The organism is Nocardia sp. SSK8, assembly GCF_037034205.1.
Classification (GTDB): Bacteria; Actinomycetota; Actinomycetes; order Mycobacteriales; family Mycobacteriaceae; genus Nocardia.
On the sequence record NZ_JBAGKD010000015.1, the window covers coordinates 21,406 to 34,438 of the forward strand.

General features: G+C 72.3%; 11 protein-coding genes and 1 pseudogene. 1 reads left to right on the top strand and 11 read right to left on the bottom strand.

All coding sequences use genetic code 11. The annotated features are described in order from the left end of the window. Nucleotides 1-3: 3 nt before the first annotated feature. The 9 genes and pseudogenes from WA675_RS23725 to WA675_RS23765 all read right to left on the bottom strand — a co-directional run bounded on the left by WA675_RS23725 (nt 4) and on the right by WA675_RS23765 (nt 9,053). Entirely contained in the window at nt 4-3,132 is a 3,129-nt protein-coding gene (locus tag WA675_RS23725; protein ID WP_336087256.1) for a BTAD domain-containing putative transcriptional regulator, read from the bottom strand. 54 nt (nt 3,133-3,186) lie between these two features. Next, a pseudogene (locus WA675_RS23730) lies at nt 3,187-3,330 on the bottom strand (esterase family protein); the annotation flags it as partial. Then, nucleotides 3,306-3,479, bottom strand: coding sequence for a hypothetical protein (locus tag WA675_RS23735; protein WP_336087258.1), 174 nt, complete (start codon nt 3,477-3,479; stop codon nt 3,306-3,308). The gene WA675_RS23735 and the pseudogene WA675_RS23730, both read right to left, overlap by 25 nt. Before the next feature lie 85 nt (nt 3,480-3,564). Further along, complete coding sequence (locus WA675_RS23740) at nt 3,565-5,100, bottom strand: molybdopterin-dependent oxidoreductase (RefSeq protein WP_336087260.1); 1,536 nt, start codon at nt 5,098-5,100, stop codon at nt 3,565-3,567. A 14-nt stretch (nt 5,101-5,114) separates the two neighbouring features. Continuing rightward, complete coding sequence (locus WA675_RS23745; RefSeq protein WP_336087261.1) at nt 5,115-5,840, bottom strand: anti-sigma factor; 726 nt, start codon at nt 5,838-5,840, stop codon at nt 5,115-5,117. Then, complete coding sequence (sigK, locus tag WA675_RS23750; RefSeq protein ID WP_336087263.1) at nt 5,837-6,478, bottom strand: ECF RNA polymerase sigma factor SigK; 642 nt, start codon at nt 6,476-6,478, stop codon at nt 5,837-5,839. Before sigK ends, WA675_RS23745 begins: the two co-directional genes overlap by 4 nt. 119 nt (nt 6,479-6,597) lie before the next feature. After that, a complete protein-coding gene (locus tag WA675_RS23755; RefSeq protein ID WP_336087265.1) occupies nt 6,598-7,251 on the bottom strand; it encodes a fasciclin domain-containing protein in 654 nt (217 codons plus the stop codon). A 98-nt stretch (nt 7,252-7,349) separates the two neighbouring features. Beyond that, nucleotides 7,350-8,762, bottom strand: coding sequence for an FAD-dependent monooxygenase (locus tag WA675_RS23760; RefSeq protein ID WP_336087266.1), 1,413 nt, complete (start codon nt 8,760-8,762; stop codon nt 7,350-7,352). 102 nt (nt 8,763-8,864) lie between these two features. Continuing rightward, nucleotides 8,865-9,053 carry a DUF1918 domain-containing protein gene (locus tag WA675_RS23765; protein ID WP_336087268.1) on the bottom strand — a complete coding sequence of 63 codons (189 nt, stop codon included), beginning with the start codon at nt 9,051-9,053 and terminating at the stop codon, nt 8,865-8,867. A gap of 232 nt (nt 9,054-9,285) precedes the next feature. Here WA675_RS23765 and WA675_RS23770 point away from each other — a divergent pair, with 232 nt between their 5' ends. Further along, nucleotides 9,286-10,287 carry an alpha/beta hydrolase gene (locus WA675_RS23770; RefSeq protein WP_336087270.1) on the top strand — a complete coding sequence of 334 codons (1,002 nt, stop codon included), beginning with the start codon at nt 9,286-9,288 and terminating at the stop codon, nt 10,285-10,287. 90 nt (nt 10,288-10,377) lie between these two features. Here the strand turns inward: WA675_RS23770 and katG are convergent, their stop codons facing one another. Then, nucleotides 10,378-12,567: a catalase/peroxidase HPI gene (gene katG, locus WA675_RS23775; RefSeq protein ID WP_442945708.1), complete on the bottom strand. Its 2,190-nt coding sequence runs from the start codon at nt 12,565-12,567 to the stop codon at nt 10,378-10,380. Beyond that, nucleotides 12,564-13,031 carry a Fur family transcriptional regulator gene (locus tag WA675_RS23780; protein ID WP_336087275.1) on the bottom strand — a complete coding sequence of 156 codons (468 nt, stop codon included), beginning with the start codon at nt 13,029-13,031 and terminating at the stop codon, nt 12,564-12,566. The genes katG and WA675_RS23780 overlap by 4 nt, the downstream gene beginning before the upstream one ends. Between the last annotated feature and the right edge of the window lie 2 nt (nt 13,032-13,033).

Here is a 13,033-nt window from a genome sequence, read left to right on the forward strand (position 1 = left end):
GCGTCACCCGGCGAGCACGGCGGCGACCAGTTCGGCGGGGTCGGTCGTGGAACCCACCCGCTGGGCATCGGCGAATCCCTTGTCGCCGAGGTGTTCTCGTGCGGTTTGCTCGATACGGGCGATGTCCGGGTGGGACCGGTCGGGTAGCCCGCGGACGGCGGTGCTCGCGGCGAGGAGGTGGGCGGCGTGGCCGGGGCGGTCGCGGCGCAGCGCCAGATCGGCGAGGCCGACCAGGACGGTGGCCAGCAACGGGGCGTGGCCGACGGTGGTCGCGGCGGTGAAAGCGGTGGCGTGGTGGGTGCTCGCGATGGCGGGGTCGTCGGCGAGGTAGCCGAGGGTGGTGTGCACCATGGCCTGGACCACCGGCCGGTCGGCGTCGGCGCCGAGCAGGGTGCGGGCCAGTGCGAGCTGCTGGTGGGCGAGGGCGGGGTCGTGGCTTCCGCGCGCGAGTTCCGCCCGGGCGAGGGCGACTTCGGCGCGGGCGGTCGGCCAGCCGCTGGTATCGGCGAGGCGCTGGGCGTCGGCCAGGGCGGCCGCGCTCGCCGCGGTGTCGCCTTGCCGCGCGAACAGCTGGGCCTGTCGTGCGCGCATGGCGACCGCGTCCTCGTTCGTGCCCGCTTCGGTGACCACCGCGACGGCCTCGTCGAAAAGCGTGATGGCGTGGGCGAAGTCACCGCGCTGCGCGGTCCGGTTCGCCAGTTCGGTCAGGGCGAAGGACATGCCCCAGCGTTCGCCGAGCGCCCGGAACTCGGTCAGCGCGGCGGCGAGGTATTCGTCGGGCTCCGAACCCGCGTGGCCGAGCACGGTCCGCAACTTGCCGAGTTGCAGCCGGGCCAGGGCTCGCACCCAGGGGTCGTCGTCGGTGAGCAGTGCTTCGAAAGCGGGCAGGAATTCCGACGGACCGCGCAGCATGCGTTCCAGGGCCACGGTGAAACGCAGGGCGGGGTGGGTGCCGTGGGCGTCCCGGCCGAATCGGTGGGCGGCGCGGATCCAGTCGGCGACCTGCTGTTCGTCGTCGCGGCCGGAGGTCACGAAGTGCACGATCAGCCCGTAGACCAGCGCGCGGGTCTCGTCGTCGACCGGCCCGGGGAGCGCGGCGGCCGCCGTGATCAGTTCGGTGCCCTCGCCCTTGTGGCCGCTCAGCCACCAGTACCAGCCCGCCGCGGCGGCCAGGCGCATGGACCCGGCGGCGTCGCCCGCGCTCAGCGCCGCGCGCAGGGCGGCCGCGATATTGTCGTGGTCGGCGGCCAGGATCGTCAGCCACTCCAGCTGTTCGGCGCGGCGCAGGTGCGGTTCGGCGGTGGCCGCCAGGGTGGTGATGTGGTCCAAGTGCGCGCGGCGCACGGTCTCGGTTTCGCCGGATTCCGCGAGCCGGTCGGCGGCGTAGCGCCGGATGGTCTCGAGCATGCGGAAGCGCGGGCTGCCGTCGGCGGCGGCCCGCAGCAGGGATTTCTCGGTGAGCGCGGTGAGCAGGTCCAGCACCTCGGCCCGTGCGACGGCCGCGCCCGCGCACACCTGTTCCGCCGCGTCCAGGCTCGCGCCGCCGGCGAATACCGCGAGTCTGCGCAGCACCTGGCGTTCGGGGTCACTGAGCAGTTCCCAGCTCCAGTCGACCACCGCGCGCAGGGTCCGATGCTGGGCGATGGCGGTGCGGCTGCCGCCGGTCAGCAGCCGGAACCGGTCGTCGAGGCGGTGGGCGAGTTCGTCGAGCGACAGGGTGCGCAGGCGGGCGGCGGCCAGTTCGATCGCCAGCGGAATGCCGTCGAGCGCCCGGCACAGGCGGGCCATGGTGGCGAGGCTGTCCGGGTCGGTGGGCAGGTCCGTGCGGACCGCCGCGGCCCGATCACGCAGCAGGGCGACGGCGGGCGCGGACTCGATCCGCGCGGGTATGGCGTCGGCGGCGGGCACGGCCAGCGGTTCGACCTGCCACAGCGCCTCCCCGGTGATGCCGAGTGGTTCCCGGCTGGTGGCCAGGATCCGCAGCCGCGTGCACGCGCCGAGCAACCGGTGCGCGAAGGCCGCCGCCGCGTCGATCACGTGCTCGCAGTTGTCGAGCACCAGGAGGGTGTCCCGGTCGCGCAGGGCCGCGATCAGCCGGTCGACCGGGTCGGCCGGGGATGCGCTGCCCAGCAGGGCGTCCCGGAGCCCGAGTGCGGCGAGGGCCTGGGGCGCCGGGTCGCCGCCCGCCTCGATACCGGCCAGTTCGACCAGCCAGACGCCGTCGGGCAAGGTGTCCAGCAGGGTGCGCGCGGACTCCACGGCCAGGCGGGTCTTGCCCGCGCCGCCGGGGCCGGTCAGCGTCGTGAGCCGGTGGGCGGCGAGCAGATCGCGGACCCGCTCGATCTCGGTGTGCCTGCCGACGAAGCTGCTCAGCTCGGCACGCAGATTCGTGGTGGGCTGCCGTGCGGGTCGCTGCCCGGCCTCGCCGCGCAGCAAGGCCACATGCAGCGCGGACAGTTCCGGTGCCGGGTCGACGCCGAGTTCGTCGGCGAGGTTCTCGCGGAGGCGCTGGTAGACCGCGAGGGCCTCGGTGCCCCGGCCCGCGGCGGCCAGTGCCCGCATGGCCGAACCGGCCAGGCGTTCCCGCCCCGGATGCTCGGCGAGCACGCTCGTCAGTTCGGCGACCAGCTCGGGACCGCGGCCGAGCCGGATCTCCGCCTCGTAGAGGTCTTCCCGTGCGGCCAGGCGCAAGCCGTCCAACCGGGTGATCACGGTGGCGGCGGTCTCGCCCAGGTCCGGCAGCGGGGTACCGCGCCACAACCGCAGTGCTTCGCGCAGGAGACGCACGCGCTGCGCGTCGTCACCGGAACGCGCCCGCCCGAGCAGCTCTTCGAACCGCACCGCGTCCACCGCACCGGGATCCACGGCGAGGCGGTATCCCCCGCCCTCCGCCGCCACGACCCCCTCCGGCAACACCCGCCGCAATCGGGACACCAACGCCTGCAAGGCATTCGACGCCTCCGCGGGCGGCCGCTCACCCCAGACCCAGTCGATCAGCTTCGCCTTGGGCACCACCCGCCCGGGCTCGAGCGCCAGCGCGATCACCAGCGCCCGCACCCGAACACCCGGTATCTCGCGCGATTCCCCGTCGCCCGTCCGGATTTCCAGTGGCCCGAGCATCCCGATCTGCACCCGCCCATTCTGCCCGGCACCGCACCGCGACACCCGACCACCCGACGGCGCCGCTCAGTTCGTCCGGCTGCCGATCGAGTGCGCCAGGAACGGCCAGGAGGTCTTCAGATCGTCCTCCCAGTAGCCCCACGAATGCGTGCCGACCGGCCGTTCGTCGAGCGTCACCGGGATGTTCAGCGCGCGGAGGCGTTCGGCGAGGGCCCCCACCGGTTGCGGCCGAGCGCCGCGTCGTCGCGGACCCAATCGGTGTAGTAGGAGCTGGCACCGCCGACCGGGGTGACCACATTCGCCGCCGGGAACACCGGGCCCGCCAGGCCCAGAACGCCCACCACCATCCGCGCCGTCACCGAACGTCCAAGTCCTCGTTGTGCTTTCACCGTGGGAACCTCTCGTGTGCTACCGGAAAGATCATCTCGGGATCGGTGGATCGGTTCAGCGGACGGTGACGACGCGGGTGTGCCTGCCGGTGGCGCCGTCGGGGAACGGGGTGGCGCGGGTGTCGGTTTGGACGGTGCCGGTGCCGTCGACGGCGCGGACGCGGAGGGTGTGGGTGCCAGGGGTAGCGGGCCAGGTCCAGGTCCAGGGGCGCCAGGTGTCGAGGGAGTAGGCGGTGGCGAGGGTGGCGGGTTGCCAGGGTCCGTCGTCGACCTGGAGTTCGACGGCGGTGATGCCGCGGCCCTGCGCCCAGGCGACACCGGCCACGGTGATCGGGCCGGACGGGAGTGTGGCGAAGGCGGCGGGGACGTCGATGCGGGAGGCGGTCTTGATGGGGGCCCGGTCCGCCCAGCCGCGGTCGGTCCAGTACGCGCGGGCGCGGTCGAAGCGGGTGACCTCGAGGTCGATCACCCATTTGGTGGCCGAGACATAGCCGTAGAGACCGGGCACGACCATCCGGGCCGGGTAGCCGTGCGCGACGGGGAGAGCCGCGCCGTTCATGGCGACGGCGAGTAGGGCGTCGGGGTTTCCGAGGAGGGCGTCCAGCGGGGTGCCCGCGGTGAAGCCGTCCACGCTGCGCGAGAGGACCATATCGGCCTCGGCGGACGGCCGGGCCTCGGCCAGCAGGTCGGTGAGCCGATAGCCGGTCCAGGTCGCGTTTCCGACGAGATCGCCGCCGACCTCGTTGGAGACGCAGGTCAGGGTGATCATCTTCTCGACGGCGCGGCGGGCCCGCAGGTCGTCGAAGTCGAGCTGGATCTCGCGCTCCACCATCCCGTGGATGCGCAGCCGCCAGTCGTCCCGGGTCAGCGCGGGCAGTTGCAGGGCCGTGTCGATGCGGTAGAACTCGTCGGCCGGGGTGACCAGCCGGGTCAGGCCGGGCACCGGCGGATCCATCTCGGGCAGCACCGGCGGGGCCGGATCGGCGACGGGTGGTAGCACGAAACCCGCACGGTCGGCGGCGATATCGCGCAGCCTGCCGCCGACATACCGGCCCGCCGCCCCGGCCGCCGCGGCGGCGGCCACCACCCCGGCCGAGGCGAGCAGGAAGGTGCGCCGGGTCGGCCCGGTGCCGGTGTCCCGGTCGGCCGGGACACGAAAGAGCAGCCACAGCACGGTGATTCCCGCCGCCGTCCCCACCAGGGCGGGAACAGCGAAAGCGGGCCCGGCTGTCGGCCGCAGCAGTGCCAGCCCGGCCACCGCCGCGCCCAGCACACCCAGGACACCCGCGCCCAGCGCGAGGTTACGGCGGGCCAGCTGACCGATGAGCGCGGCGGCCACGAGCATGACCACCGCCATCGTGATCGCCAGGGCGAGCTTGTCGTTGGTGCCGAACCAGCGGATCGCACTGTCCTTCAACCACTTCGGTGTGTGGTCGACGACCGTGGCGCCCAGCACGAAGAACGGGGAGCCGTTCGGGTCGAGGAAGGCCGCCACGAGATGGCCGACACCGAGCACCGTCGCCGCGGCCGCGGTGGCGGCGAACGCGGCGGCGGTACGACCCGGGGTGCCGGGCGGGACAGGGCGAATCATGCTGTCGCTCCCGGTCAGCCGATGACCATGCTGACGATCGGCTCGGTGGTCGGCCCCGGCGAGCCCCCGGCCGGTTCGACTGTCACCGCGAGCATGTCGGCTCTGTCGACCGCGGTGACGACCGAGTCCCGGCCGTCCATGAGCGCCACCGACTGCGGGGTGCCCTGGTCGGGGATCAACCACAGCTGATAAGCGCGGTCGGCGGGCAACGCGGGCATATCGCCCAGCGATACCGCCGCGGCCCCCAGCGAGGTGGACTGGTACACGGTCATCGCACCACCGCCGGTGACGGGCACCGAGGACTCCCGGCTGTCGGGTTCCTCGACCACCTGCTGCGCGGTGACCGCGCCCGGATCGTCGCCGGTCCGGTCGATCACCACCGCGATCCCGACCCCGGCGCCCACCGCGATGATGGCCGCCGCGGCCACCGACAACCAGCGCAGCCGCCACCGGCTCTCGCGGCGGACCAGCGGCCGGACCTGCGGATCGAGCCGGTCCAGGGCCTGCAGGAGCGCGGCTTCCAGCCGAGCCGGTGGGGGAACAGAGTCGACCACGGTCAGCGACGCCAGTGTCTCCTGGACGCGGCGCACGGCCGTGTGGAACTGCTCGGCGTCGGCGGGGTCGGCCGCGTCGAGCCGGTCGTCGATCTCGCGGCGCTGCTGCGGGCTCAGCGCGTCGAGGGCGTACGGGTAGGCGTCGTCGAGCCAGGACCAGGGGGTCTGCCGATCTGTGCCGCTCATCGGGATGTCCCTCCGGTCAAGCAGTTCTCGAGTCGTCTCAAGCCGTCCCGGATCCGGCTCTTCACCGTCGGCAACGGCACATCCAGGGTTTCGGAAACCTCGGAATAGGTGCGTCCGCTGTAGTAGGCCAGCGCGACCGCTTCGCGTTGCAGCTCGGTCATCGTGTGCAGGCAGTCCAGCACCGATTGCTCGTCGAGCCGCTGGGTGACCTGCTCGGCCACGACGTCGTGGTCGCGGCCCAGGTGCGCGTGCCCGAACACCAGGTCACGCTGGGTGGCCGACTGCTCGGCCCGCACCCGGTCCACGGCACGGCGATGAGTCAGCATCATCAGCCAGCCGATCGGGCTGGCCTTCCCGGGGTCGTAGTCGGCTGCCAGCGACCAGACCTGCAGGAACACCTCCTGGGTGACGTCCTCGGCGGCGCCGTGATTGCGCACCACCCGCAGGGCGAGCCCGAACACCCGGGGGCTGGTCGCGCGATAGAACTCGGCGAACGCGCCCCGGTCACCGTCGGCGATCCGGCCCAGCAGCCGAACCAGCCCGTCCTGCACGGCATGGTCGGGTGGGGTCGTCGGGCAGGCGGGTGCCGGATCGACCGCACGCAAACGGATCGGTGCGGTACCCGGCCGGTCGGTCATCGTGTGGTCCCTGACGTCGGCATGAGAGGGATTTCGGGCTGCTGTGCGGCCCGAATGGGTGCCGCCGGGGAATTTCTTCCCCGGCGTCCCGGCCCGCGGCGGCGCGACGATCGCCGTCATCACGACGCCGGCGGCATGAGCACGCTGTCGATCATGTACACGGTGGCGTTGGCGGTGCGCACGCCGCCACAGATCACGTTCGCGTCGCCGACCTTCAGTGTGTCACCGGAACCGCTCACCGTCACCTCGGCGCCCGCCACGGTCTGGTGGGTGCCCGCGATGTCCTGCGGCGCGATCTGGTTCGGCACCACGTGGTAGGTGAGGATCTCGGTGAGGGCGGCCGAGTCGGTCTTCAGCGACTCGATCGCGGCCGGGTCGACCTTCGCGAAGGCGGAGTCCACCGGCGCGAACACGGTGAACTCGCCGCCGTTGAGGGTGTCGACCAGGTTGACGTCGGGATTGAGCTGGCCTGACACGGCCGAGACCAGAGTGGTGAGCATCGGGTTGTTGCCAGCGGCCACCGCCACCGGGTCCTGGGCCATGCCGCTCACCGAGCCGGGGCCGCTGGGTACCTGGGCGGCGTAGTCCGCGCAGCCGGGGCCGACCAGGCCGGATGCGCCGGTATCGGCGCCGGTGGACGGTGCGGAGGTCATCGGCATGGCGGTCGATGACGGGGTCGTCGAGGTGGTCGAGTCGTCGTCGGAACAGGCCGTGGCGCCGAGTACCGAGCCGAGAACGGCGGCCGCGACCAGGGTGCTGCGCAGGGTTCGCATGGTTGTCCGTCACTTCCGTAGAGGCGGCGGGAACGCCGCGCCGGTTGGGTGCAACGGAGTTCGGCCAGACCCCCGGCCCGGATGGCTCCGGATTCCGGCTACCGCGTCCCGAACCAGCGGGCGAGCTGCTCGTCCAGGTCCCGCTGGTCGGTGCCGATCCAGGCCACGTGCCCGTCGGGGCGCAGCAGCAGGGCCGGAACATCCAGTGCCGCGGCGGGATCCGCGAGGAGGTCGACGCGGTCGGACCAGCCGTCGACGGTCAGCTCGCCGGTCCGGTCGAGGACCAGGCCGCGCCCGCCGCGCAGCCGGTCGTACAGGGTGCCCTCGGTCAGGGCGAGATCGGGGAGGCGGCGGCCGAGCAGGTCGGGGCCCGGGCCGAAGTCGTAGCGCAGGTCGATGGCGGTGATCTTCTCGATCAGGCGCCGGTTCACCGCGTCGATGTCCATCAGTTCGGTGAGCAGCCCGCGCACGGCCTGCGCGCCCGGCTCCGCGGACAGCAGCGTGGTCTGGGCGCGGGTGTTGTCCAGGACGGCGGCGGCGACCGGACGGCGTTCGCTCTCGTAGGTGTCGAGCAGGTCCGCCGGGGCCCAGCCGTCGACCTGCGCGGCCAGCTTCCAGCCGAGGGCGACGGCGTCCTGCACGCCCAGATTCAGGCCCTGGCCGCCGATGGGCGGGTGGATGTGGGCGGCGTCCCCGGCCAGCAGCACCCGGCCGACCCGGTAGCGGTCGGCGAGCCGGGTGGCGTCACCGAACCGCGTCAACCGGCGCGGGGAGTGCACACCGAAATCGGTTCCGGCGTAGGCGCGCAACTGCTCCCGGAAGTCGTCGAGGGTAGGTGGGCGGGTGCGGTCCTCGCTGACGCCCGCGGCGGGGACGATGACGCTGTAGACGTCGTCGCCGAGCGGACGCAGGCTCACCCGCCGGGTGGTCCGGCTCAGCTCGGCCATCGCGGTGGCGAGCTCCTCCGGCGAGACCCCGATCTCCAGTTCCCCCATCAGCGTGTCGTTGCGCGCGGGCTCCCCGGCGAAGCCGACACCGAGCATCTTTCGCACCGTGCTGCGGGCACCGTCGCAGCCGACCAGGTAGCGCGCGCGGACCCGCTCGCCGTCGGCCAGTTCCACGTCCACCCCGGTGTCGTCCTGGGTGAAGCCGACCACCGCGCACCCGGTGCGCACCTGCGCGCCGAGGGCGACGGCGTGGTCGGTGAGCACCCGCTCGACCGCGGACTGCGGAATCCCCAGCAGATACGCCGATTCCATGCCCGCCGGAGGGGGCGCCGGAATGGCGGCGAAGATGCCCCCGACCGGACGCCTGCGCCCCCGCGCGAGCAGCTCGTCGAGCAGCCCCCGCGTCGCCATCAGCTCGAGGCTGCGCACGTGCAGGGACACGATGCGCTCGAGCGAGCCCCCGGGGGATTCCGCCAGCACGAGGACCCGCACCCCGTGCAGCCGCAATTCGGCGGCCAGCATCGCGCCGGTGGGCCCGCAGCCCACCACGATCACCTCGAACACGCACCACCCGTCCCGGTCGGCCGCGCCTGTTCACGCAGGTCCCGGCATCGGCCGCCCAGTGTGGGACACGCCGGGTCCGCGCCGCAAGCGAGTATTCCGCGGTCAGGCGCCCTGGGGCACGACCACACAATCGGGGCCGGGGAACATCAGCCCCTCGTGGCCGTCCTCGAACCGCACCACGTACGGCGGTTCGCCGTGATGTCCGCGGACTTCGACGATCTCACCGGATTGATCGGTCCGGCCGACGGTCCGGCCGTGCACCACGAGCCGATCCCCAACATTGGCGTGCATCGAGCAACCTCCCTCTGACCTGGCACAACATTTGTCGGTTCGAGCAGTCACCTTGCCCTCCCAGTATGGACCGGTCACAGGCCCAGCGCGGAAGCCTTTGTTTCCCGTCACTAATTCGACGTCCCGCGAATCCACAGTTCGTGCAGTGACACCACCGACGCCGCCCCTCGACACTGAACATGCCCGGATCATCCGGGCGTTGCTGACAATGCCGTCACCTCGAGGAGTCCCGATGTCATCCACTCACCCGCCCGGTTCCCCCACCCCCGCCGCCGTCGTGCGCCGCGAATTCCCGGGTGGCAGCCGCCAGTCCCGCTGGGTGGAACGCACCCTCCGCACGACCGTGCGCCCGTTGATCAACGCCTGGTCACGCCACCCGGACGCGCGCTGGCCCTACCGCCTCGTCGACTGGACCGGGCGGGCACTGGTCGCCCGCCCCGTGGCGCGCACTCGCGTCGCCCTGCCGAACTGCCCGGCGACCCTGCAGGTCCCGGCGAACCGGCGGCCCGGCCGGTTCATCCTGTACCTGCACGGTGGTGGATTCATCGTCGGTGGCCGGAATCTGCACCGGCAGATGACCGCGCGATTCGCCACCGACACCGGGGCCGAATTGCTGGCCGTCGACTACCGTAAGGTGCCCCGGCACACCATCCCGGACGCGGTCGCCGACTGTGTCGACGGCTACGAACGCGCGTTGTCCTGGGGTTTCGCCCCCGAGTCCATCGTGATCATGGGTGACTCGGCCGGGGCCACACTCACCCTGATGACCGCGCTCGAACTGCGCCGTCGCGGCCTCCCGCAACCCGCCGCGCTGGTCGTGATGTCACCGCTCACCGACTTCGAGAACGACGCCAAGTTCACGGCGCCCTCGGCACATGCCGACGCGATCTTCTCCACGGTCGCGGCGCCGATCCTCGCGGACTTCCTGATACGCACCGGTGCCGCCACGACGGTCCCCGCACCCGCGCGCGCCGACCTCACCGGACTGCCGCCGACCCTGATCCAGGTCAGTTCCACCGAACTGCTCTATCCCGACGGCGTCCTGATGGCCCAGCGCCTGCACGAACACGGCGTGCCGTGCGAACTCCAGGTCTGGGATCGGCAGGTCCACATCTTCCAGGCCGCGGCCGCCATCGCCCCCGAAGCCGCCGCGGCGGTCGCCGAGATCCGCGACTTCGTCGACCGGCACTTCGGCGCGAGCACCGGCTCGGGCGCCGACCGGCGCACGGCCTGACCCACGGCCGCGATCCCGGTCGGTGCCCGGCGCGGGTCGCCGCGCGAGCCCGGGGCCGCCGGATGGGCGTCCCCGGGCTCGGACCACGGATCAGCGCAGATCGAACCGGTCGTTGTCCATGACCTGAACCCAGGCGGCGACGAAATCGCGCACGAACCGCGCGGTCGCGTCGCTCTGCGCGTACACCTCCGACAGCGCACGCAACACCGAGTGCGAGCCGAAGACCAGGTCGTTGGTCGTTCCGGTCCAGCGCACCTCACCGGTGCGGCGGTCCACGCCCTCGAACAGGTTCTCCGCCGACTCCGCGGGCTTCCACTCGATCGTCCGGTCGAGCAGATTCACGAAGAAGTCGTTGGTCAGGACGCCGGGCCGGTCGGTGAAGACGCCGTGGGCGGTGTCGCCGTGAGTGAGGCCGAGCGCGCGCAGGCCACCGAGCAGCACCGTCATCTGCGGGGCGGTGAGGTCGAGCAGGTACGCGCGGTCCAGCAGCAGACGCTCGAGCGGCGCTTTCTCCCCGGTGCGCGCGTAGTTGCGGAATCCGTCGGCGCGCGGTTCGAGCACGGCGAAGCTGTCCACGTCGGTGGTGTCCTGGGTGGCGTCGGTGCGGCCGGGATGGAACGGCACCGTCACGTCCACGCCCGCGTCGGCGGCCGCCTTCTCGACGGCCGCCGACCCGGCGAGTACCAGGAGATCGGCCAGCGACACCCGCTTGCCCCCGGCGGCGAAATCGCGCTGGATGCCTTCCAGCACCGGCAGGACCCGCGCCAGTTCGCCGGGTTCGTTGACCTCCCAGCCGCGCTGGGGTTCCAGCCGCAGGCGGGCGCCGTTCGCCCCGCCGCGCTTGTCGGTGCTGCGGAAGCTCGCCGCCGAAGCCCACGCCGTCCGTACCAGCTGGGTGACCGACAGCCCGGAGTCGAGCACCGCCTTCTTCAACGCCGCGATATCGGCCTCGTCGATCAGCGGGTGCTCGACGGCGGGCACCGGGTCCTGCCACAGCTGCGGCTCGGGCACCCACGGCCCGAGATAGCGGCTCAGCGGGCCCATATCGCGGTGCAGCAGCTTGTACCAGGCCTTGGCGAAAGCCTCGGCCAGCTCCTCGGGGTGGTCGAGCCAGCGGCGGGTGATCGGGCCATAGATCGGGTCCTCGCGCAACGACAGGTCGGTGGTGAGCATGGTGGGGGTGCGCGCGGGACCGTCGAACGGGTCCGGGATGAGCCCTTCGCCCGCACCGTCCTTCGGTTTCCACTGCCAGGCACCGGCCGGGCTCTGGGTGAGCTCCCAGTCGAAGCCGTACAGGTTCTCCAGGAAGCCGTTGCTCCACCGCGTCGGACTGGCTGTCCAGATCACCTCCAAGCCGCTGGTGATCGCGTCGCCGCCCTTGCCGGTGCCGTAGGCGCTCTTCCAGCCGAGCCCCTGCTGCTCGATGGGCGCGGCCTCGGGCTCGGGGCCGACCAGGGCGGCATCGCCCGCGCCGTGGGTCTTGCCGAAGCTGTGCCCGCCGACGATGAGGGCGGCGGTCTCCTCGTCGTTCATCGCCATCCGGCCGAAGGTCTCGCGGATATCGCGCGCGGCGGCCAGCGGATCCGGACGCCCGTTGGGCCCTTCGGGATTCACATAGATCAGGCCCATCTGCACCGCGCCGAGCGGACCGGCGAGTTCGCGGTCGCCGCTGTAGCGCTCGTCGCCGAGCCAGGTGTCCTCCGGACCCCAGAACACCTCCTCCGGCTCCCAGATATCGGGGCGGCCGAACCCGAAACCGAAGGTCTGGAAACCCATCTCCTCTAGCGCGACATTGCCGGCGAACACCAGCAGGTCGGCCCAGGAGATCTTGTTGCCGTGCTTCTGCTTCACCGGCCACAGCAGCCGCCGGGCCTTGTCGAGATTGGCGTTGTCGGGCCAGCTGTTGAGCGGGGCGAAGCGCTGCGCGCCCTGCCCGCCGCCGCCGCGGCCGTCCGCGATCCGGTAGGTCCCGGCCGCGTGCCAGCTCATCCGGATGAACAGGCCGCCGTAGTTGCCGTAGTCGGCGGGCCACCAGTCCTGGGAGTCGGTCAGCACGGCCGCGACATCGGCTTTCAGCTCGTCGACATCGAGCTGGGCGAATTCCGCGGCGTAGTCGAAGTCCTCGCCGAGCGGATTGGATTTCGACGAGTGCGCGTGCAGCACCGAGACATCGATCTGTTCGGGCCACCAGTCCTCGATGGTGCGCGGGCGGCGGTCGGGCTGCGGAGTCGGCGCGGGGATCGCCGGATTCTCGCTCTCGCTGGAGGTCATGACGGTCATTCCTTCCTGAACGGGTCGAGCGGGCTGCGGGCAGGGTCGTGGTGGGTGGCCGCGCACTCGGCGCACAGCCCCCAGTAGAGGATCTCGGCCTCGTCGATCACGAAGCCGTGGTCGTCGGCGGCGGTCAGGCACGGTGCCGCGCCGACCTGACAGTCGACGTCGGCGATGGCGCCGCAGGCACGGCAGACGAGGTGATGGTGGTTGTCGCCGACGCGCGTCTCGTAGCGGGCCAGCAGGCCGCGGGGCTGGATGCGGCGCAGCAGCCCGGCCTCGGTGAGCGTGTGCAGCGAGTCGTAGACGGCCTGGCGCGAGACCGCGGCGAGCCGGGCGCGCACGGCCCGGACGATCGCGTCGGTCTCCGCGTGCGGGTGTTCGTGCACCACGCTCAGCACCGCCACCCGCGGGGCCGTCACGCGCAACGACGCTCCCCGCAGCAGCTGCTGGAATCCCACGTCCGAGGGCACGT